Consider the following 22457-nt stretch of genomic DNA (forward strand, 5'->3'; position numbering starts at 1 on the left):
CGTGCTTTTTTTATGTTTCTGTATCAAAAGCTATACACCGAATCTCTTCAGTTTCCTCACGAATAAATTTACTCAATTGATCTACGATAACATCCAAATCATGCAACACAGCTTTAATGTACAAATGAACCCTTGCCGCATCTGGAATTTCCTTTTTATTGTCTGCTTCAATTTCAATACCAATATGACCCAAACTATCTAAATTGAAAAAGCGCATCGATAAATAGTCAGCTGAAGTTTCGCTATCTTTACCAAATACAATTTTGAACTCATTACGTTTAAAATGTGCAAACTCAGAAACACCCTTTCTTAATTCCCCTAGCGCTTCATAATCCGTATATACATCCACTGTAAAAGCACACACTTCATTCGCCAACTGCCAGCGAAGCTGAAAGAACGTTTCATCTTCCCATATCTTCTCCATTTGCATTTTGAAATGTTGCACCACAAACACCCCTATCTATTCTATTCATTATAAGCGGAATGTTAATCATTGACAAACAACAAACAAAGATTTATCATGTTTATATAAAGACAAACAAAAACAATTAAAGTTTGAAAATAAATAAACAGAAACTGAAGGTGTTTATAAATGGAGAACTCCGAACTATTTTGGAATGCATCAATCGATCAACTTAAAAAAGGCTACTCAGAAAACGCACATTGTTACACTTGCCTACTTTGCGGAGAACAAATAGAAAAAGGCTATATATATCCTCAAAATGACGTACTTTATGAAGCAGAGAAATATATGCAACTGCATATTACAGAAACACATCAATCTGTTTTTACTTATCTAATTGGGCTAAATAAAAAGATGACAGGTCTAACTGAGCATCAAAGCAATCTGCTCCGCCTATTTTATGACGGCAAAACAGATGCTGAAGTGCAGCAGGAATTAGAAATCGGTAGCGCCTCTACAATCCGCCATCATCGTTTTGCCTTAAAAGAAAAGGAACGTCAAGCGAAAACGTTTTTAGTTATGATGGAGCTATTAAAGGAAAAGGATATGAATGCACCAACTTTCGTGCCTGTTCATAAAACAGCAACGATGGTTGATGACCGTTATAATACTACCGACAAAGAGCAGGAGGAGATTTTGCAAAAACTTTTCCCTGAAGGTACAAATGGTCCTCTTCTACGCTTTCCGAAAAAGGAAAAACAAAAACTGATTATCCTACGCGAAATTACAAATCACTTTGATAGCGAATTAACTTATACAGAAAAAGAATTGAATGTTATCCTCAAGCCAATTCACGATGATTATGCAATGATTCGTCGCTATTTAATCCAATACGGCTTTTTAGATCGTAAAGCAGATGGTAGTGCATATTGGATAAAAAAATAAAGAAAGTAGGGACTTCATAGTGGACCGTCAAAAAGAACTCAAACAAATTTATAAAGAAACCCCTATCCAATCAGGTGTTTATAAAATTACCAACACAACTAACAATAAAGTCTATATTGGCAGTACAAACAATCTAAAAAGATTAAACGGTGTACAATTTATGCTGAAAATGAATAGCCATACGAATAAAACACTTCAAGCAGATTGGAACAAATTTGGTGCAGCTTCATTTGAAATTGAAATTCTCGAAATGCTAAAGAAAAAAGAAGAAGGTTACTTCGATGCGAAAAGAGAATTAGCAAAGCTTGAAGAGAAATGGATTGCTAAATTAGAACCGTTCGGTGAAAATGGCTATATCGAAAAATAACCTTCTCACTTGAAATTCTTGTCCATTTTCATTACAATTATCTCAACTTGATACGATAATGATTTCTAGGGTTCCGTGGCATACTTGCTAGTCTGGTCCGAGAGAAATCTCATAGCGATTTCGCTATGCCACGGAAGGATAAAAGCCTGGGAGACTGCTGAGCAATCAGTGTCTTTCAGGCTTTTTTATCACCAATTAGAAAGGATGGATGAGATGAATAAGCATTGGTTAATTGTTATTGTAGCCTCTATTTTTGAAGTGTTTTGGGTTGTCGGTTTAAAGCACTCATATAACGTTTGGACTTGGGGAGGCACCACGTTCGCTATAGTCTTCACTTTTTATTTATTGCTCGTTGCAGGGCGCTACCTCCCTGTTGGAACGGTGTATGCGGTCTTTGTAGGTCTTGGTACAGCAGGCACTGTTATTACAGGTATTTTATTTTTCGATGAACCATTTAAAATCTCGAAAATTTTACTCATTATTCTATTACTTGTCGGAGTTATGGGTTTAAAAATTGTGACTGATGATAAGAAAGAAGGTGCAGAATAATGGCTTGGATTGCGTTAATTGTAGCAGGATTTTGCGAAGTTTTTGGTGTAGCCATGATGAACAAATGGCAATATGAAAAGAAAGCATCTATTATGGTAAGCCTAATCGCTGGCTTTGCAATTAGCTTTTCTTGTCTCTCTTATGCTATGAATACAATTCCCATGGGTACAGCCTATGCTATTTGGACTGGTATTGGTGCATCTGGTGGAGCACTCATTGGCATTTTCTTTTTCGGTGAATCAAAAGATTGGAAACGTATTGTTTTTATTACAATGGTGCTAAGTGCAGCTGTTGGACTAAAACTTGTCTCTTAAATTATTTTCAGATAACTACACTATTCTTATGCTAAATTCGATATAATATTTCAAAGCATTGAAATCTATTATAAAAGAGGTTGCATATATGGCAGAACAAGTTATCATCGATACAATGACTCCCGCTGATTGGGACCAAGTTAGAGCTATTTTTATCGAAGGTATTGAGGGAGGGAATGCAACATTCCATGCAATCCCTCCTAGTTTTGAACAGTGGGACGCTGGGCATTTAGAAGAATGCCGTTTTGTCGCACGTGTGGATGGAGAAATCGTTGGATGGATTGCACTTAGCCCATTTTCCAGTAATGCATTTCACAAGGGTGTGACTGAAGATAGCATATATATTAGTAGTCGAGCTCAAGGAATGGGTGTTGGTACTAAGCTATTAAAAAAATGCATCGAAGAAAGTGAAAAGTATGGCATTTGGACAATCCAGTCACAAATTTTCTCTGACAATGACGCAAGTATACATCTACATCGGAAGTTCGGCTTCAGAGTGGTTGGCGTACGCGAACGCTTTGGTAGGTTAAATGGTGTTTGGCGTGACGTTACCCTACTTGATAGAAGAAGTACGATTATAGGGCATGACTAACAAGCAATGGGATAGCCCTTGTATTCTCAATGGACAACATAAACGGAGCCAGGAAAAACACTCATTTCATGGCTGAACAATTATTAGAGATTCTTCATACAGCACCTGTTAAAATAACTTATAAGACCAATGAATTTTCAGAAGAATTAAAAACATAGGAGCTGAATTATATGAAAGCGCACAAAATCACAACACAAGAAGATTTACAGAAAGCATTTGATATTCGCGTAAAAGTATTTGTAGAGGAACAAAAAGTACCTGCTGAAGAAGAATTGGATCAATTCGATCATCTTGACGGGGAATGTCAGCATGTTCTTATTACGAATCATGATGGTCAAGCAGTTGGAACTGGTCGCGTTCGTTTAGTTGAGGGCGTTGGTAAAATACAACGTGTCGCTATTTTAGAAGAATATCGTAAACATGGCCTAGGTCGTATTATTATTCAAGCTTTAGAAGATATAGCAAAAGAATTAGGTGCTGCAAAAGTAAAATTGGATGGTCAAGTTCAAGCTCAAGGCTTCTATGAAAAATTAGGCTATCACGTGGCATCTGATATTTTTCTAGATGCAGGCATTGAACATGTATTAATGATAAAAGAAGTTTAAAACTTAAAAGAGCTGTCCCCTATTATTTGGGACAGCTCTTTATACTTGTGGTAATTCAACAATCTGTTTACTCGGCTTAATTAACGTATAAATAATACCTGCGAAAATAAGTACTATGCCAGCAGTTTGCAACAAAGTAGGTCGGAAATCTAAAATCACAATATCCAATAAAATCGCCACCACTGGATCCACAAAAACTAACGCGGACACAACAATAGTCGGCAACTTACGCAAGCTATCAAAAAACAAGTAATAAACAAAACCAGTATGTATTAAGCCTGTTCCTAAAATGTACAACCAATTTGAAGTCGTCAGTCCCTCAAACACCCCGAAGTCCAGAAATGGCGGTAAAATAACAATTCCAACCATTGTCTGTACAAAAGTCAAAGCATAAGTACTTAAATGCGTAATGCCCTTCCCTACGAACATTGCAAGTGCATAGCAAACTGCAGACAGCATCGCCCAGACAAATCCTGAATTGAACAATGCCTCAATAGATGTAAATTGATCCAATCCGATAATAAAAACACTTCCAAGAAAACAAACAATAACTGCCATAACAGCTTGTACTGTCATCTTTTCTTTTAAAATTAAACTTCCTAAAATCAATACAAAAATGGGTGCTAAATTATAAATTGAAATAGCTACGGATATCGACATCTCTTCAAATGCCTTGAATAAAAACACCCAATTGAAGACTAAAAACACACCACAAATGAGCGTCTGAGTAACTTCTTGGCGTGACCACTTCTCCGTTTTATAGCCACCTGTAAAAAACCACATTCCTCCTAAGAATAACGTCGCGCAAATACAGCGAACAAACACAAGCTCCTCTGCTGGTATTCCTGTATTCACTGTAAAAAAGCCAATGGAACCGAAAATCGCCATTGCTACTGTCATCTTAATCATTGCTGCTATATTCATATTGACACTACCTTCCTTACATAACCAATTCTTATCTAAATTATTACATATCATTTATAACTTTTAAAAATCAGAAAATAATAAATATTATAACAAATAAATATTATCTATTTCTATTTAGTGATTATTTATCCCTATTCACTATTTCTTCAATTTTATGCACTAAGAACTAAAAACTCTGTGATATAATCAGCATTATTGACTATTATCTATTATTAATTAACTAAGAGGTGTTTAACTATATGAAGGAAATTCAACGACTTTTCCCAAGTGAAGACGGGAATCTAGAACAACGCAAAGAGATTTTAAATTATATCGAAAAAATCTTCACATCACTTGATCAACTAAAAGATCCACAAAAAAGCACATTAGGTCCTGTGCAAGAGAGATCCGCTAATTTTTATAAAGAGCTGATAGAAAACTATGAAGTTCCTATAAAAGCGATTGGAATGGACAATGTAGTAAATGATTTAGTCGACTTAATGAAGGGTCATCCATACCATACTAGAAAATTTGTTACGAATGTCCTTCCGATGGCTAGTATCCCTGGCATCATCGGATTATTAACAACGACATTATTAAACGGTAATAATTTATGGGATGTCTACGGACCAGCTGCAGCTGAAAGTGAAGTAAAAGTCATTGGTATGATGTCGAAGCTAGTTGGTTATGATTTCACACAGAGTTGGGGTTATACAACTTGGGGAGGACAAGGGGCTGTATTTAGCGGCTTACGTCTTGCAATTGCAAAACAATTTCCACATGCAAAAGAAGAAGGCGTTCCACGTAATTTATATTGCTTCGCTTCCGAAAATGCTCACTATAGCTTATTAAAATCTGCTGAAGCTGTCGGAATTGGTAGTAATAATCTTATTCGAGTTAAAGCAACTAGTGATCATTCAATGGATCTTAAAGACTTAGCAAATAAATTAGAAGAAGTCATTCGTAAAGGTGGCATTCCTATCTATATCGTTGCTACGACTGGGGCAACAGATAGCTTTGCAATCGATGATGTCAAAGCTATCAAAGACATTGCTACAAAAATTGAATCAAAATACGATTTACAACCTATTCATATTCATGCTGACTCAGCGTTAGGCGGATTCTATTCTTTCTTCAAATCTTATGATTTTAAATCAAACCCGCTTCAATTCGAAGAAAATGTACTTGCAAGCTTACAAAGTATCAACGAACGTATGCAACATATTTCTTTAGCAGATAGCTTATGTTTCGATTTCCAAAAGCTTGGCCAAACACCTTATTTAACAAGCTTATTTTTAGTGAAAGAAGGAAAACACTTAGGCTTACTAGACTTAGAAGATTTTGATACGCCTTATGTTGGTAATAGAGGATATGGTAGCTATCATACAGGCTACACTTTAGAATGCTCTCGTATGGGTAGTTCAATTGCCATCTACGCTGCTCTATCTGCTTTTGGCGTCGAAGGCTATCAGAAAATATTGGCTAACTACGTCCGTGTAAACTTAGCTTTCAGAGACAAGATCAAAGAAAAACTTCCAAATGTATCCGTTGTTAACGATGCCAATATCGGTCCTGTTACTGCATTCCGTCTGTATCCAGATGGATTAGACTGGTCAAAAGAAAAAACTGGTACTTTAACTCTTGAACAAGTTCAAGTAACTAATACACTGAACCAATCTTTATTCGAAATACTTGGCCACAACCGTGAAAATGTATTCTTTGGTGATACAACGAAGGTTTGTACTATACCTGTTAGAAATTCGGAAGAAATGATTCCTGTAGCAGCAGCGAAGCTTTTCGCTATTTCACCTTATACAGAAGTACAATATTTAGATGAAATGATAGATTCTATTTCACAGGCCATTCATAATTTGGAGGAGTCTAACGTTGAATCTATTTACTAAGTACAAAAGTTCGATATTGTATAAATATATTTTTAGTTTTGTAATACCCATCACAATTTTTTCCATCATTTTTAGCTTTACAATGTATTCTCTATCAACACATATCATTAACGACTACGTTATTGTTGAATTCGAAAAAAGCCTTAATTTAATATCTACTGATGTTAAGTCTGACATAGATAGCGACATTGTTTCTAGTGCAGATAAAGGAAATAATGAGAAATATGAAGAATTACTCTCTCTTTTGAACAAGGCACAAAAGAAGTTCGATGTTGAAAACATTTACGTTCTCTCTAATTCTAATGGTCAGGAACATATCGTTGCTTTAAGTAATACTGATAATCGTAATGATAGCTATACATTTGACGCGAATATGGATAAAGCGATTACTGAACAAACTTCTCAAAAAAGCGACATTTATAAAGATGAATTTGGAGTGCATAAGTCTATATTTGTTCCTTTCGAAGGAACTGATATCATTTTCGGGATAGATATGGATGCTTCCTTTATCCCAGCACTACAATCAAAAGTAGTGATGATCTCTATTGGCATGACTCTAGTATTCATATTGCTTGGAGCGCTTATTGCCTTCTTCATTAGTAAACGTATTACGAATCCAATCGTATCAGTTGTTGAGTATGTAGAAGAAATTGCAAAAGGCAATCTAACAATGTCAGGTTTTAAGACGCAAGGACAAGATGAGGTTGCACAATTGTCAGAAGGCGTTCAAAGAATGTCAACCGATTTACGGTCTTTAATTACTTCAATTGCAGAAAATGCAGAGCAAGTTGCGGCAACTTCTGAAGAACTTACCGCAAGCTCTGAACAAACAAATGAATCAATTAAGCAAATTACCGAATCTATGCAAGAGGTTGCGGCCGGCGCTGAAACACAAACAAGCGCTGTAGAAGAGATGAATACTACCGTTACAAATATCTCTGGAAAAATGCAGCAAATTGCTTCAAGCGCTGAAGACGTATCGGTTAAAGCACAAAATACTTCTCAAATAGCTGCAAATGGTAACACGATTATCCACAACGCAGTAGAGAAGATGAATACAACCTATGATACAATACAGACAACATCTAAAGTAGTGAATCGTCTTAGCGATAATACGAGAGAAATCGGCAAGATTGTTACTCTCATCACAGAAATTACAGATCAAACAAATCTACTTGCATTGAATGCTTCTATTGAAGCAGCACGTGCAGGTGAGCACGGTAAAGGCTTTGCAGTAGTTGCACAGGAAGTTCGCAAACTAGCTGAACAATCTCGCGAAGCAGCAAACGAAATTAGAACACGTATTGAAACAATTCAAACCGACTCAACAGATGCTGTTGACTCAATGGCCATTAGCTATAGTAACTTAAAAGACAGCGCAACGACATTTGAAAATGCCGGTGACGCATTTGAGGACATTTTAACATCGGTAAACCAAGTAAATACTCAAATGAATGAAGTGAATAGAGCTATTGATAATATGAACAAGGATGTTGAAAACATCGCCGAGTCAATGGATCAAGTAAGCATTATCTCTGTTGAAACATCTAGTAGTATTCAAAACGTAGCTGCAGCTTCGGAAGAACAATCTGCAAGTGTCGAAGAAATCTCTATTTCTTCAAACAACCTTGCTAATATGGCTGAAATTCTTCACAACGCTGTTCATAAATTTAAAATCTAAAAACACCAAAACTCCCCATTACCTTGTCATTTATGGTAATGGGGAGTTTACTTTATTTGGGCTCATAAAGTTATTCTAAACAATTCGCTTGCAATGTTTTTCTCTTTTCTTCTGTCAATCCAAATTCCTTTTCAAAAAATGTATCGTAATTTCCATAGCGTTCATTAATAGCATCAAAAGTTGCTTGTAAATACTGCTCTTTAGCACTCATGATATCACCAAAATGCTGTAATTGTTCCTCATTTAAATGCTCCGACAACATAGGAATCATTGCATCTCGTACCGGCTGCATGTAATCATTTGTTACTAAATAATCCTTCATAACGTTTTCCTCATCTACACCTAACGCAAGTAAAATAAGTGCACCACCCACACCCGTGCGATCCTTCCCTACCGCACAATGATGTAATAACCCAAGATTTTCAGGGTCTTGAATAATGTCCATCAAACGCTTATACGAAGGATTATCCAATGGTAAATGTGCATAGAGCTTCGTAAATACGTCCGCATTCACAGTTTGTAGAAATGCTCGATTATCCATTTCCTTCAAAGAAGATGTCGGCATTTGAAAACCTACATCGCCCTTTGCAGGAATACGCTCGTTATGTACATTTTCAAATATCGGATCCGGCTTAGTTTCCGCTTCTCCATCATCTCGATAATCAAAAATAGTCTTAATCCCTAATGTTTTAAAAAGTTCATGGTCTGCTACCGTCATTTTATTGAGCCCACCCGAGCGATAAAACACCCCGTATTTCACCTTTCGTCCATCTGCTGTAGGATATCCCCCCATATCTCTAAAGTTCACAACTTGCTCAAGCGGCAGCACACGATTTTCATTTACGTTAGACATATTACATCCCCTTTTATAAATATTTGAGTATTTCTTATATAATAGATTAGCATTATTTTAAGGAATAAGAAATTATTAGGCTATTTTCAATCCAGCTATCTCTTCTATACGATTTTTTATTGTAATCACTTCGTTATTGTCACTATAAAGGTCGAGAGCTCTTATACAACGTTAGAAATAAGTAACTTCGAACTAATTAGTAATACCCTTTATAATTAGTTTTTTATGTCTTTATAACCAATACTTATTGACTATTTGTTGTTTTTCCATCAAAATAATTATTATATGTAAATTTTAAAAGGAAAGAAGGCTCCAAACAATGTCCGTCGGAAAAAAATTAAATATAGGATTTCTTAGTCTTATTAGCTTATTAGTAATAATAATAGTCACGACTTATTATCAATTTTCGAAAATTGAATCACAAGTAGAGGAAGCAGTCGATTATCGCGTTGTTCAGTTGCAATTGGCAAATGATATTCAATTTGGCTTAGCAATGCAAGACTCTCTATTACGTTCTTATTTCATAAAGGACACAGAATCAAGACGTGAAGTTTTACAGAATTATCAAGACTTCGTTGACAACAAAATTACAGAACTTGCAGAACTATCCCGCGCCGAAAAAATGCAAGCATATATAAAGGATGCAAAAAAATTTAACGACGATTTTAATACAGCAGTTACAAGTGCACTGAAAGAATTTGATAACAGCAATAAAGAGGCAGCAATTGAGATTATAGATACTTCTGCTTCTAACGCAAGCGATGGTATTTTAGAATCAGCTAGCAACATTATTAAATATCAAGACATGCAACTTCAGACAACTGGAAATTCCATAAAAGTTCTCGCTAGCCAATCGCTACTTGGTGACATTATCGCTTTAATACTATGTATTCCTCTTGGTGTATTTTTCATCAGATTCGTTAGAAAATCTATCACAAAACCATTGGGTGAAGTAGCCCAAGCAGCTGAAATTATTGCTACTGGTGATTTATCTAAACCTGATATCGCCTTCACTTCTAAAGATGAAATTGGGACTTTAGCAAATGTCTTCAACAAAATGAAGGGGAATTTACAAGAGATCGTCCGTAATATTCAAACAAACAGCGAGCATCTCTCTGCTTCATCAGAGGAATTATCTGCTAGTACAGAGGAGATCACTGCATCTGCAAATGAAATGTCTATGCGTATTCATCAAACAGCAGACATCTCATCTATATCTGCTACTGCTGCTAAAGAAAGTGCTGTCGCAATGGATGAAACGGCTGCTGGTATTCAACGCATAGCTGAAGCTACACAATCTTTACATCAAAACACCGTCGATATGAGCACGACAGCAGAGGATGGTATGAAAACAATTGGCGTGGCACAACAGCAAATGCAAGTCATCTCTAACTCAACTAACTTAATTGCTGAACTAACAGAAAAACTTAGCAAACAATCACAAGAAATTGGCGCTATTACACATGTCATTACAGATATTACAGACCAAACAAATTTACTTGCACTGAATGCAGCAATTGAAGCGGCTCGTGCAGGCGAACAAGGCAAAGGTTTCGCTGTTGTAGCAGACGAAGTTCGTAAACTTGCTGAGCAATCAAAACAATCTGCAATACAAATCGTTACACTAACCAAAGAAATACAAACCGATACTAAAAACGTTGAATCTGCAGTACACGAAGGTCTTTCTTCTGTTCAAGATGGTGTTCAAGTCATTGGAGAAGCAGGCTCAGCCTTTACAACAATTACTTCTGCTGTTAAATCGATCACCGTTCAAGTAGAAGAAATATCCGCTACTTCAGAGGAAATTTCAGCTAGTGCAGAAGAAGTTTCTGCCTCTGTTACAGAAATTGCAAACGGTGCATCAGATGCATCTACAAATACAGAATTGGCTGCCTCTGCTATTGAGGAACAATCTTCTACGATGAATCAAGTAAATTCAGTCGCAGAAGATTTAAATGCAAACGCTCAAAATTTACAAGCAATGATTCAAGAATTTAAAGTATAAAAAATGCTGTTATAAAAGACTAAGCACTCATACATGCTTAACAACAAGAAAAGGTTTGCCCATATCTGGCAAACCTTTTCTCTAATACAAAATATACTTCTTCTTTTACTCAAGCGTTAGTTGCCAAGATACGCCAAACTGATCGACAAGCCAACCAAACCTTTTACTGAAGCCATAGTTATCTATTGGCATTAATTCACTACCACCATTCAATAACTTTTCATATAAATAATCGATTTCCTCTTCTGTATCACATGTAATATAGAGCGAAAATGACGGCGTAAATGTAAATGCATGCTGTACATTACTATCAATACATAAAATTTCTTGCCCCTTCAATGAAAAAGCAGCCTGCATTACACTACCTTCTGCCCCTGCTTCATTTGCTCCATAACGTTTAATACGTAAAATTTCCGAGTCCGGAATTAATGAAACATAATAATTCATCGCTTCCTCAGCTTGCCCTTGGAACATTAAAAATGGCGTCACCTTTGTCATATGCTTTCACCCTTTCATATCAGTCATTATTGGCTGAATATTACATATTGATACCGATTATTCCTTATCCTTTTCAAACTGATTTTCAACAACATACTTTAGTTTCGTTAATTTATTATTCCAAAACTGCTCATAGAAGGATAGCCATTGCTTCAGTTCCGTTAATGGCTCTGGTTGTAGGCTATAAATCTTTTCTCTACCGACCTTTGTACCACTAACAAGTTCTGCATCTGCAAGAACATGGAGATGCTTAGCAATCGCCGTCCGGCTCATATTAAAGTGAGAAGTAATTTCTGCAATGGATCGCTCCTTTGCCGCTAATAAGTGAAGCACCTCTCTACGTGTTGGATCAGCAATTGCTTGGAACACATCGTATTTTTCTGCGGCGGACATAATTAGCCCTCAACCACTTGTTTGAATTTATGCTGAACGATACCAACCCAGCCCTGTTCCATTGTGGCACGAATAACCGAACTTGGTTGCTGCGCTTTTTGTACGATTGCATCCGCGTTTTTCCAGCCACCATGAATAAGCATAAATTCAGTTTGCTCGCCCATTTCTTTTAACATAAATGTCACAACCCAGCCATCTGTATCCCATTCAAATGATAAGCGATTTGGTTCATCAATTTCGATTACTTTACAAGGTGATGGGCCAAATGGTGATTGTACATGAAATTCATACCCTTCTTCTAATTGGAAATCATTTGGCATAAACCAAGCTTCAATGCCCTCCGCAGTTGATACGTAATTCCATACTTTTTGGATAGGTGCATTCACTAGTACTGTTTGTTTAATATCTGGTAAATTTTCTTGATTATTATTTGTCATTCTTATTCTCCTTTTCAGCCTTTAATACAGAACCATTTAGTTTCGTGTTTTGATTATATGAAACCAGATGGTTCTATGTCAAATATAAACTTCTTCCCGGCCTTGTGATTCCAATTATTTTGCAAAGTACTATATGCTTACAGGTGTGTTGATTAGGGGAATATTAGGTTGTTATTTACCGTTTATATGGCTTTTTTATGTTCAATACTAACGTATGTTACTACATTTTTCAGTTGATTGTAGCGAAGGGAGCAGCTTGGTGTTTGCCCGCGGAAAGCAGCATCCCCTAGCGGAAATCAACCTACCACTTTATCAGTATGGTTAAAATCGGTTAATCAACACGCCTGATATGATTATTATTCAAAGAGGATGATATTAACTTAATGGATAAAATAGATGGCAAATATTCTAATTGTAAATGATAATGTTAATATTCTAAATTTGGTAGAGCTGCATTTAGAAGATACTGGTTGCCATGTATATAAGGCACATGATGAAAGTATTTTACCGTATTGCGATAAAATCTATGAAATGAAAAATGGTCAATTGGCATTAAGAGCAACGTAAAAAAGGCGACATATCTGTGTCGCCTTTTCCAATTAATTATGATTCAGCACTTTTTATAAATTTACTTTTGCTTATTTAAAAGAGTGATAAAGTTCCTTTGCTCTCTTTTACTTTTAATCTTCAAAGATTTTCTTAAACCATCCATAGCCTTTTAACATATGGCGATTAATTTTCTTACGATTTAATTTAGAGTTGGAAAATAAATTAACAATGCCCTCCAAAATACTTAGACATACCTCTACTATAACCTCAAACAATTCTTGCATAGCTGAAACCCTTTCTTACTTAGCCTAATTTAAAATGTTTGGCGACTTGCATATACACAACACCTTCTAATTTGGGCATACTCTTTTTAATTTTCAGCGCAAAATATAATGTTTTCATAAAATGTAATGTACACGTTCTTGCTTTAAAATACGATGGATCATACCCTCTACTATTCAAATAATGATCTAACTTATCGAAAACTTGCTCTACCCATTCAATGAGTACATCGTCTGAAACACCTTTTTTCATCATTGCTTCAATCACTTCGATTAAACGTTCTTCCTCATCATCTACATAAACAACATCTTTCCACAAGCAAGCTTTAATTGCTTGTAGTATTGGTGGTGCCATACGCAGCTCAAAAGCTGGATGACGAACTGTCGCTGCGGCTAAATCTGCACCATGTGCAACACTATGTGCCCATCCCTTACCGTCTACAAAACCCCGAACATCGCGTTCTTTTTGTAAAAATTGATCACTTCTCTCCAAATATGTAACCAACATCTTTTCTGGCAAGAACCTCAATTCTGCATCCACTGTTAAAATACCTGTTAATAAAAGCGCTGAAAAAGAACGCGTAAATACCGTATCAGTCTGTTCATCACCAGTATGGAAAAATAAATACTTCTCTGTCACAGTCTCTTCAAATAATAACTGCATTTGCTCAAGGGATAATAACTGATCGCCAATCATCTCCATAAATGTCCGATAAATCAACTGGTCACGTAGCTCCGCATCTACAGAGCCAATTTCCTGTAACATGTTCGAAACTAGTTGGTCTCCCTTCTCAGCTATCAAAGTTTTACGTTCTAAAGTAGACATCGAAGTCCAATCTATTAAAATCTGTTTTAAATCCATAAAATCCTCCATTAATTACCTTCATTTGTCACTGTGTCAATTATGCCATGAACAACCAAATTGCTGTATCAGAACATACAAAACGAAAACCACCTATATTTTAAAGGACGATAGATGGCTTATAATTCACTATTTTATTTGTATGATGGTTCTTTACTATTCGTTTAACCATTCTTCAACCATTTGTTTAAAATCATCTCTTCCCCATGCAATAACCGCTTCTATTTCACCTAGTGAATCAACCTGCTTTTGAAAAAAATCAGCTCCTAAAAAATATGCTAGGCGTGTATGTTTAAATCTTTCCCCACCATTAATAGAAAACCACTCGAAAAACAATTCATTTATGTTTAATTGTTGATAATCTTCACGAAATGCATCTTTAATCTCTTCATAATTTTCCTCGGCAAATAATAGCCACTCTGCCTCTTCATCGTAAGAAAAATACTGATGTGGAAGTAGATTCGGCGCAGCTTGTCGAGACAAATAAGTAGCCGCACCCTCTTGATTTAACCATGTGAGAGGACTATTCCAATCTACTTTTGTCCAATCTATTTTCTTCTTGTCTGAAATAATATGATGTGTGGCATGACCAAACTCGTGTGCCACTATATATTCCAAATGATTCATTTCTGGCGACAGTTTTTCTAACGCAAAGCTAATATTAGGAATGATTTCTCTATATGTATACGCATTAGAACCATAGCCACCAATCAATAAATCCACTTCTATCGGAAAATCCACATCATATCTTTCTTTATAGCTTAATTCTACTCTCTCAATAATTGAAACTATATTACTCCTGACTAGTCTAATATTATCGAAATCATGTTCATATTTACTAATCGATTGAGAATGACGCTCCTCTGTATCCTTACAGTGATACATAAAATACTCTTGAAATATCTCAGGATACTTGTCATAGTAACTTCTTAAAAAGCTAATCGTTGGCTTATAATTTTTTTAAAAGTAGTTAGTCGTATCGAATATTCTCATTTACTAATCTCCCTCACTTAATGAATATTGACTATGATCCAAAAACTCTTAGAAATTAAGATTGTTTTAATAAGACTTGTTCTATCCCCATTAGCTCTTTACCACTAAATGACATCTTATAAATATCTGGCATTTGAAGTTTTCGCCAAAACTCAAAGCCATATTCTGCATTAAAATAATTCATGATGAGCACCATAATATTCCCATGTGTACCAATCACGATATTGCGATCTTCATATGTTTGTAAAATGGACATAAAACCTTTTATTCCTCTTGCTTGAGCATTGAGATTCGATTCTCCACCGTCAAATGCAAAATCAGGTTCTTGCCAAACCTTAGTGATTGCTGCATTAAAATCTTTTACTTTGCCTTGTGCCAATGTACGTTCTTGAAAGGCCTTATTTAGTTTAATTTCGGTTTGATAATATTTTGCTAAGGGCTCAATTGTTTGAATTGCTCTTCTATATGGACTAGAAATAAAATCATCAATCTTTTCACTTTTAAGTGTAGTCAAAATACTCTCAGCGTCTCGCAGCCCTTTTTCAGATAATGGCCGAGTTAATTCGTCTGGTGTATAAACGGAATGCGCGTGCCTGACAAGATAAACATTTGTTGTCATTTCAGCATCTCCCTAAACTATTTTTTCATTGTTTGGTGTTATCAGAAGAACTCAATATGTTGTTTATCCTGCATATAATAATCCATTCTTTCTTCTAGTGTACCTGTATGAAATTCAAACTTATGTCCATCTAAATCTGTAAAATAAATAGATTTCTTATCTCGCTGATCTCTTGGACGACCTGGTAGTATATTTACATTCAAATCTCTAAGTTTTTCATACATGGTATCAAAATCCGATTCCTTTATTGTAAAAGCTATATGTGTATAGGACTGGTGTATTTCATTACGCGGAATATCCTCTTCAGCATTTAATGCTAGCCATATTCCACATACATCAAAATAAGCTGTTGTACGGCCCTTTACTAGTAGCTTTGCATCAAATACATTTTGATAGAATTCAATGGACTTATCTAAATCTGAAACGGAAAATAAGAAATGGTTTAAACCTTGTATATTCAAGAAATCCGCCCTTTACTATACATATAAATAGACACTATTTTATCTTTTCAACAATTTCTTCAGTGATTTCAGTTAAGTTTTTGTCCTCAGTATTAATATAATATGAGAAATCATTGTTTTCGTATGCAGCCAAACATTGATCCGTCTGCTGAAAACACCAATTACCTTCAACTTCTCCGCGTTCTACTAATCGTTTATGAATTGTATCTTTTGATGCTGTTAAACAGAAATGATAAACTTCCTTGTCTATTTTATTTAACCCTTCTGTAATTTCTCTGAAGTATTCAAAATTCCTAATAGTCATTGGAACAATCAATGTCTTTCCGTATTGTTCTTTAAAACATCGTGCTGTTTCTACAAATAATTTTCTCCATAAGATAAAATCTTGAAAATCTCCACTAGGTGCTTCTAATTCTTTGATAGCATTCGGCAAAATATTTCTGAGCATAAATCCTACTTCTTCTGGGTCAAAAACAATGCTATTCTCTAAATTTTTATGCAATCGTTCAGAAACGCTCGTTTTCCCAACACCAAAGGCACCATTAATTAAAATAATCATAGATTCTCCTTCGTCTAAAATGATTCATCGACATAAATAAAATCCTGCATAGTCTATACAGGATTTTATTTATCAAACTTTACTTCAAAATTGCTTACATAAAAAAATACTCTCTCAATATATATTCAGTATTTTTTGTAAATATCCTCCTTTTATTTTTGTAAATGATATGGGACCGTAATGAGCACTACATCTCTTCGATGCAGTAAAGATGTGCGAATCATTAAACTTGATTGGTTGTGAAGTATATTTTGCCAACCTTTCTTCGGCAAAAATTGTGGAATGATCACCGAAACTTGATAATTGGCTTTACTCGCTTTACGTTCAACTTTATCAATAAACTTCGTCAGTGGTTGAACAATACTACGATAAGGAGAATACAGTGTCACGAGTTTCACATCAGGCTGCCACTTCTTCCACTGCTCCTCAAATTTGGCTATATCTTCTCTTTCAAATGCAATATAAACCGCAATAATCTGGTCTGCTGACAGTGATTTAGCATAGTTTAATGAATTCCTTACAACCTTCGTAATGCCAGCCACAGGGACTATAATGACATTTCCCTCAATCTGTATAATTTTCTCATCTGCTATTAATTTTAGCTGTGGTCCAACCGAATCATAATGCTTTTTAATACGATGGAACGAGTAAATAATAATCGGTAAAAAAACAAATACTGGCCATACTTCATTCAATTTGGTCACAAAAAACACTATCGTTACAGTAAATGAAATCATCGCACCAACCGAATTTATCATTAACTTTGGCACCCATCCCTGAGGTTTTTCCTTCACCCATTTCACGATCATACCCGTTTGAGACAATGTAAAGGGAATAAACACCCCAACAGCATATAGCGGAATTAAATTCTCAGTTGTCCCGTGAAAAACGATAATTAAAAGAATTGCTGCCAAACCAAGTAGAATAATCCCATTGGAGTACCCTAAACGATCCCCCCTTAATTGAAACATTCTAGGAATAAATTTATCTTTTGAAAGATTCACAGCAAGTAATGGAAACGCCGAATAACCTGTATTTGCAGCCAGCACTAATATTAAAGCTGTTGTCCCTTGTATGAAGTAATACATCAAATTGCGACCAAAACTCTCCTCTGCAATTTGAGAAACGACCGTTGCTGTTGCACTCGGTACAATGCCGTAATAATAAGCTAAAAAGACAATACCTGAGAATAAAATTGCTAATAAGCCACCCATCGCCATTAACGTTTTCGCAGCATTTACAGGTGCTGGTTCTTTAAAATTTGGAATGGCATTGGAAATCGCTTCTACACCAGTTAAAGCCGAACTCCCTGATGCAAAAGCTTTTAATAATATAAATAAACTAAGCCCTGCAACTGGCGTGCCAATCGATGTATGCAAGCTTGGCGAAACATTACCTGTCACAATATTAAATATCCCTACACCAATTAAAATAAATAACGCTAACACAAACAAATACACAGGATACGCTAAAACAGAAGCTGATTCTGTCACACCTCTTAAATTCAAAATCGTCAATAAGATAACAAATACAATTGCAATCTCAACATTATAACCATGTAAACTTGGCATCGCAGACGTAATGGCATCCGTACCCGCAGATACACTAACAGCCACCGTTAAAATATAATCGACCAATAAAGAACCACCAGCAACAAGCCCTGGATTGACCCCAAGATTTTCTCGTGAAACGACATAAGCGCCTCCACCATGAGGATATGCATAAATAATTTGACGGTAAGACAATATAAGTGCTGTTAAAAGAATAATGACACCTACAGCAATCGGAATCGAATACCATAGTGCAGCTGCTCCTACTGTCACTAAAACAATTAAAATTTGCTCAGGTCCATATGCCACAGATGATAAAGCATCCGAGGAAAGAATCGCTAACGCTTTCTTTTTATTTAATCGTTGCTCTCCTAATTCAGTCGATTTTAAAGGTCTACCAATTAACAATCTTTTCAATGAAGATTTCATATATCTCACCCGTCCTAGAGGATTTTTATCTTTTAGAGAATAAAAAAAGTCTACAGGTCATCAACAAATAGACCTGTAGACATTAGAATTTCTGTCTAACAAGCTCCACTTTCCTTCTCATATAACGCTTACGAGGTTAGCTGTCGGATTCGGGCCTTGAGTAGCCCTTCCTTCTTAAAAAGATTCACCCCTAGGATTACAATGCAATCCTCAAAATGGTTCCCCCGTGTATTTCACTTCAGCGATTTAGAAATTTGAAACTGATGTAATATTACTCTCAAGTTTTGGAAAAGTAAATAAAAATATTTTTGAGTCGAAAAGGCCCACTTTCTTGATGAAAGATGGCCTACTTTAAATTATTCAAGTATGGATTTTAGATGATTAGACGTATTAAATAAAGGATTGATTTTTCCCGAAAAACAGAGTATTATAATGTAATTTATGGAAAAGAAGAAAAAAGGAGGTATTATATATTATGGATATATTAGAACGTGCTACCAAAAGAAAACAAATAGCTGTAGAAATATTGACTGAGCTAAACTTAATGGACAGTTGGCGTGAAATCGGTGACCCTTATATAGTGGGTGCCACCGCATATAATTTAATTGTCGAACCTGATATTGATATAGAAACATTTAGTGCTAATCCTCGACCAAATCAGGCTCTAAAATTCTTAAGTTCTTTATCTAACAACCCTAAAGTAATTGAAATCAAGTATCATAATTATTTGGATTCACAGTACAATGGATTTTATTTCAAACTACTCTATAGACATGAATCTGCAGAAATATGGAATATAGATATGTGGCTGTTTCCGCTTGAAAGGCAAGGAGCATTGTCCAGAGATTTAGTTCAAGAAATGGCAAACACTTTAACCGAAGAACAAAGAATAGCTATATTAAGTATTAAGGAAGACTTGTTAAAACAAGATCACGAATACCCATCTATATACATCTATCAGTCCGTGTTAGAATACAACATAAAAAATATAAAAAGTTTTCTTAATTGGATGGAGAAACAAGAAGTTGATAAACAACTCGATTGGAAACCACATTTTAATAAGGCGTAATAAATTTTAAGGTGTTATATTTTACATCACTCTATAACTTGGCCATACTCGTTCATCGCCGGCCTATATGTATGGATGTCAAAATACCCTGTAATAGGTATTATTAAATTGAAAAAGTACAGCGATTTTTCTTAAAATAAAAAACTGGCCTATTTTGGCCAGTTTACTCAAAGAACTATTTTCTTTATCTATCACTACTCCATGTCCTTAGGAGATTTATTTTAAAAATTATTCTACTACAATTTCTTTTTGAGCCTTCTTAGTTAATTTTTCAAAAACTAAATTATATGAATGTAAAATTAGATTCTCAAATAAATCAGTAGGTAAATCTGATTCCAGATATAATGAATTCCAATGTGTTTTATTCATATAATACCCTGGGATAATGCTCTCATAAGTCTCACGTAACTCTACAGCACGATTAGGTTCACATTTTAAAGTTATAATAGGCTTTCTTTCAGAATCTCCTCCTAACATCGCAAACGTCTTCCCACCTACATGATAACGATCTGCTTGCCAATCTACTTGGTAATCATGAGTTATACCCGGTAAACCCTCACAAAACGATTGTAATTTTTTTTCATCCATTAAAAGTACTCCCTTCATGAAATAGTCATTCCTGTATAGAGCTGAGATAAAGTTGATCATTACTAATTTCTTTTTCGACCCTCACCACTATTAGTTGAAAAACCGTTATAGATCTTTCTTAATCATTACAATAAATTCAGTTGAATCGTTACGAAACTCCATAATCCTAACAAAACCAAATTTTTCATACAGATGAATAGCTCTCTGATTAAATTTAGCAACAGTTAGGCGGATAGGTATGCAATTTTCATCTTGAATATGATTAAGTACAAATGAAAAGAAGGTCGAACCATACCCTTTACCTGTTAATCCTGGTTTCATCCCTATACCAATATCAATCATTTCTTCTGAATAGGTACCAAACTTTGAACCACTTGGTACTTGTGCGGATTGTCCAATACAAAAAAAGCCTACCAATTCTCCACTATTATCTATTACCGAATAATATGGATTTTCAAGTAACTCACGTAATGTATCCGTATCTAAATCGTTGTTATAAAAGTCATAAGGAGCCTCATATCTCCAACTTAATATTTCTTTTGCAAGATCTATACTCATATTTTCAACAAATAATTGCTGCATTGAATCGCCCCTTCCTTATGCTATTAAAGAATAATATTCACTAGCTATTTATAAATCTACTTTATAAATATGTAGGTGCATATAGTCCCTCCTATAAAGTAGATTCGAACTCCCCTAATACATCAAAATAATTTATGCATATACAACTCATTCACAAATTCACCATCAATTAATAGCGCTGCAACCTTTTCGCCTTCGAATTCAAATCCCATTTTCCGATATAGGCGGTAGGCCGATTCGTTATCTTTAATCACTGTTAACTCAATCCGCTTAAATGATTTTCCTTCCATCCATTTGAATATAGATTCAAATAGTTTTGTTCCAATACCTTGACCACGTGATTTTTCTGATACGCCCACCACAATCCGGCCGATATGATTTCTCCGTTCAAGATCATCTGAAATTAAGCCTAAATAGCCAAGGAATTCGCCAGCTTTTTCAGCCACTAAAAAGACTGAACGCTCATCAATTGCAAATTGTTCTAATACTTTTTGTTGCTGTTCAACCGATGTTTGACGTTCTCCAGGATTAAATAGCATACGATTAGAATCATCAATCTCTTTTAGTAAAGTTAAAAATCTCTCTGCATCTGCAACCTGCACTTCACGAATGATCAAACTAAAGCCTCCTCTATAAAAAATATCCACAATTTTGAGTTGCAAAAAGGAAACGTTTCAAAGCTTTACGATAAAACGTAATACCTGCATTAATCAAAATAAACAGGGTCTTGTGGATTATTTATAATCTTAAACACCCAGTCAACTTGTGATTTTGTATTCCGAGCTATTGATAATGTTGGTAATTCATTTTCAGAGAAAAACGCCACGGCATTTGTTTCGATGCCTTCCATTGCTTGCCCACCAGTTATCTCACATTGAATAAATATTTTATAAACATGATAAAGAGAAGGAGGATGTGGATGGCACTTCTTATCTAGTACACCCAACAACTTAACTACTTTTACATCAAACCCTGATTCTTCTTTCACTTCTTTCACCGCGACTTCACTTGGCGTTAATCCAATGTCAGCCCAACCACCTGGTAACGCCCAGTCACCATCAGTATTTTCTCTAACCATTAACACTTTATTATTTTGAAAAACGACTGCCCTAATATCTACTTTCGGAGTTGCGTAACCGGTTTCATTGGCAAATAAATCCTTTATTTTTGTCGCATCTATTTCTGTTTGATATGACAGCATTTCTACGCTGATTGTTCGTATTAGTTCAAATCTTTCCAAGTCGTAGACATCTTTTGAATAAGTTAATCCCGCCTGTGCAATGGATTGAAGTTGTTTTGCCCATTCAAGCCATTTAGGTTCCATTGATCATCACCATCCGTCCTAACTTATGTAATGTAATTATATAAAACATCTGACAACTTGTATATTATGTAAAAAAAGAATCCATTTTGAAAATAATTAATCAAAGTGGATTCTCTATTTTGGGTTTTTATTGAAAAAA

27 protein-coding genes and 2 riboswitches are annotated in these 22457 nt (G+C 35.3%); of the genes, 11 read left to right on the plus strand and 16 right to left on the minus strand.

Annotated elements, in window-relative coordinates:
* Positions 1-10: 10 nt before the first annotated feature.
* A complete protein-coding gene (locus JFL43_RS07355; RefSeq protein ID WP_200748491.1) occupies positions 11-445 on the minus strand; it encodes a hypothetical protein in 435 nt (144 codons plus the stop codon).
* A 147-nt stretch (positions 446-592) separates the two neighbouring features.
* On the opposite strand from JFL43_RS07355, the gene JFL43_RS07360 reads away from it, so the two are divergent.
* The 6 genes from JFL43_RS07360 (at position 593) to JFL43_RS07385 (ending at position 3775) form a co-directional block, all read left to right on the plus strand.
* Entirely contained in the window at positions 593-1348 is a 756-nt protein-coding gene (locus JFL43_RS07360) for a DUF2087 domain-containing protein (protein ID WP_200748492.1), read from the plus strand.
* A 19-nt stretch (positions 1349-1367) separates the two neighbouring features.
* Positions 1368-1715 carry a GIY-YIG nuclease family protein gene (locus JFL43_RS07365; protein WP_100795547.1) on the plus strand — a complete coding sequence of 116 codons (348 nt, stop codon included), beginning with the start codon at positions 1368-1370 and terminating at the stop codon, positions 1713-1715.
* Positions 1716-1769: 54 nt separating this feature from the next.
* Positions 1770-1870: riboswitch (guanidine-I (ykkC/yxkD leader) on the plus strand.
* Between the two features lie 58 nt (positions 1871-1928).
* Positions 1929-2264: a DMT family transporter gene (locus tag JFL43_RS07370; protein WP_200748493.1), complete on the plus strand. Its 336-nt coding sequence runs from the start codon at positions 1929-1931 to the stop codon at positions 2262-2264.
* Entirely contained in the window at positions 2264-2578 is a 315-nt protein-coding gene (locus tag JFL43_RS07375) for a DMT family transporter (protein ID WP_200748494.1), read from the plus strand. The genes JFL43_RS07370 and JFL43_RS07375 overlap by 1 nt, the downstream gene beginning before the upstream one ends.
* Positions 2579-2666: 88 nt before the next feature.
* Positions 2667-3170, plus strand: a complete 504-nt coding sequence (locus JFL43_RS07380) for a GNAT family N-acetyltransferase (RefSeq protein ID WP_200748495.1) — start codon at positions 2667-2669, stop codon at positions 3168-3170.
* A 170-nt stretch (positions 3171-3340) separates the two neighbouring features.
* Positions 3341-3775 carry a GNAT family N-acetyltransferase gene (locus JFL43_RS07385; protein ID WP_200748496.1) on the plus strand — a complete coding sequence of 145 codons (435 nt, stop codon included), beginning with the start codon at positions 3341-3343 and terminating at the stop codon, positions 3773-3775.
* Positions 3776-3814: 39 nt separating this feature from the next.
* On the opposite strand, the gene JFL43_RS07390 is transcribed toward JFL43_RS07385, so the two are convergent.
* Entirely contained in the window at positions 3815-4699 is an 885-nt protein-coding gene (locus JFL43_RS07390) for a DMT family transporter (protein ID WP_200748497.1), read from the minus strand.
* Positions 4700-4941: 242 nt separating this feature from the next.
* Here JFL43_RS07390 and JFL43_RS07395 point away from each other — a divergent pair, with 242 nt between their 5' ends.
* Complete coding sequence (locus tag JFL43_RS07395) at positions 4942-6585, plus strand: pyridoxal phosphate-dependent decarboxylase family protein (RefSeq protein WP_200748498.1); 1644 nt, start codon at positions 4942-4944, stop codon at positions 6583-6585.
* Positions 6569-8266, plus strand: a complete 1698-nt coding sequence (locus tag JFL43_RS07400) for a methyl-accepting chemotaxis protein (RefSeq protein WP_200748499.1) — start codon at positions 6569-6571, stop codon at positions 8264-8266. Before JFL43_RS07395 ends, JFL43_RS07400 begins: the two co-directional genes overlap by 17 nt.
* Before the next feature lie 70 nt (positions 8267-8336).
* Here JFL43_RS07400 and JFL43_RS07405 read toward each other — a convergent pair whose 3' ends face one another.
* A complete protein-coding gene (locus JFL43_RS07405; RefSeq protein ID WP_200748500.1) occupies positions 8337-9119 on the minus strand; it encodes a tyrosine-protein phosphatase in 783 nt (260 codons plus the stop codon).
* A gap of 319 nt (positions 9120-9438) precedes the next feature.
* On the opposite strand from JFL43_RS07405, the gene JFL43_RS07410 reads away from it, so the two are divergent.
* Entirely contained in the window at positions 9439-11124 is a 1686-nt protein-coding gene (locus JFL43_RS07410) for a methyl-accepting chemotaxis protein (RefSeq protein WP_200748501.1), read from the plus strand.
* A gap of 105 nt (positions 11125-11229) precedes the next feature.
* Here JFL43_RS07410 and JFL43_RS07415 read toward each other — a convergent pair whose 3' ends face one another.
* From JFL43_RS07415 to JFL43_RS07425, 3 genes are read right to left on the minus strand one after another with little or no spacing between them, the layout of a single operon-like run.
* A complete protein-coding gene (locus JFL43_RS07415) occupies positions 11230-11622 on the minus strand; it encodes a VOC family protein (RefSeq protein WP_200748502.1) in 393 nt (130 codons plus the stop codon).
* Between the two features lie 57 nt (positions 11623-11679).
* A complete protein-coding gene (locus JFL43_RS07420) occupies positions 11680-12018 on the minus strand; it encodes an ArsR/SmtB family transcription factor (RefSeq protein ID WP_200748556.1) in 339 nt (112 codons plus the stop codon).
* Positions 12018-12452, minus strand: a complete 435-nt coding sequence (locus tag JFL43_RS07425) for an SRPBCC family protein (RefSeq protein ID WP_200748503.1) — start codon at positions 12450-12452, stop codon at positions 12018-12020. Before JFL43_RS07425 ends, JFL43_RS07420 begins: the two co-directional genes overlap by 1 nt.
* Before the next feature lie 396 nt (positions 12453-12848).
* Between JFL43_RS07425 and JFL43_RS07430 the strand changes: the two genes are divergently transcribed.
* Entirely contained in the window at positions 12849-13019 is a 171-nt protein-coding gene (locus JFL43_RS07430) for a hypothetical protein (protein WP_200748504.1), read from the plus strand.
* Positions 13020-13304: 285 nt separating this feature from the next.
* On the opposite strand, the gene JFL43_RS07435 is transcribed toward JFL43_RS07430, so the two are convergent.
* From JFL43_RS07435 to JFL43_RS07460, 6 genes are all read right to left on the minus strand, one after another.
* Positions 13305-14144, minus strand: a complete 840-nt coding sequence (locus tag JFL43_RS07435) for a DUF2785 domain-containing protein (RefSeq protein WP_200748505.1) — start codon at positions 14142-14144, stop codon at positions 13305-13307.
* 156 nt (positions 14145-14300) lie between these two features.
* Positions 14301-15029, minus strand: a complete 729-nt coding sequence (locus tag JFL43_RS07440; protein ID WP_200748506.1) for a hypothetical protein — start codon at positions 15027-15029, stop codon at positions 14301-14303.
* A 163-nt stretch (positions 15030-15192) separates the two neighbouring features.
* Complete coding sequence (locus JFL43_RS07445) at positions 15193-15756, minus strand: histidine phosphatase family protein (protein WP_200748507.1); 564 nt, start codon at positions 15754-15756, stop codon at positions 15193-15195.
* A 41-nt stretch (positions 15757-15797) separates the two neighbouring features.
* Complete coding sequence (gene fosM, locus JFL43_RS07450; protein WP_200748508.1) at positions 15798-16217, minus strand: FosM family fosfomycin resistance protein; 420 nt, start codon at positions 16215-16217, stop codon at positions 15798-15800.
* A gap of 34 nt (positions 16218-16251) precedes the next feature.
* On the minus strand, positions 16252-16776 hold the full coding sequence (locus JFL43_RS07455) for an AAA family ATPase (protein WP_200748509.1): 525 nt from the start codon (positions 16774-16776) through the stop codon (positions 16252-16254).
* Between the two features lie 152 nt (positions 16777-16928).
* On the minus strand, positions 16929-18755 hold the full coding sequence (locus JFL43_RS07460) for an APC family permease (protein ID WP_100795528.1): 1827 nt from the start codon (positions 18753-18755) through the stop codon (positions 16929-16931).
* Between the two features lie 109 nt (positions 18756-18864).
* Positions 18865-19009, minus strand: a riboswitch (cyclic di-AMP (ydaO/yuaA leader).
* Positions 19010-19230: 221 nt separating this feature from the next.
* On the opposite strand from JFL43_RS07460, the gene JFL43_RS07465 reads away from it, so the two are divergent.
* Complete coding sequence (locus JFL43_RS07465; protein ID WP_200748510.1) at positions 19231-19824, plus strand: hypothetical protein; 594 nt, start codon at positions 19231-19233, stop codon at positions 19822-19824.
* Between the two features lie 228 nt (positions 19825-20052).
* On the opposite strand, the gene JFL43_RS07470 is transcribed toward JFL43_RS07465, so the two are convergent.
* From JFL43_RS07470 to JFL43_RS07485, 4 genes are all read right to left on the minus strand, one after another.
* Complete coding sequence (locus JFL43_RS07470) at positions 20053-20412, minus strand: MmcQ/YjbR family DNA-binding protein (protein WP_200748511.1); 360 nt, start codon at positions 20410-20412, stop codon at positions 20053-20055.
* A 105-nt stretch (positions 20413-20517) separates the two neighbouring features.
* Entirely contained in the window at positions 20518-20994 is a 477-nt protein-coding gene (locus JFL43_RS07475) for a GNAT family N-acetyltransferase (RefSeq protein WP_234447643.1), read from the minus strand.
* A 122-nt stretch (positions 20995-21116) separates the two neighbouring features.
* Positions 21117-21611: a GNAT family N-acetyltransferase gene (locus JFL43_RS07480; protein WP_200748512.1), complete on the minus strand. Its 495-nt coding sequence runs from the start codon at positions 21609-21611 to the stop codon at positions 21117-21119.
* A gap of 89 nt (positions 21612-21700) precedes the next feature.
* A complete protein-coding gene (locus JFL43_RS07485) occupies positions 21701-22318 on the minus strand; it encodes an NUDIX hydrolase (RefSeq protein ID WP_200748513.1) in 618 nt (205 codons plus the stop codon).
* Between the last annotated feature and the right edge of the window lie 139 nt (positions 22319-22457).

The organism is Viridibacillus soli (assembly GCF_016612995.1).
Taxonomy (GTDB): domain Bacteria; phylum Bacillota; class Bacilli; order Bacillales_A; family Planococcaceae; genus Viridibacillus; species Viridibacillus soli.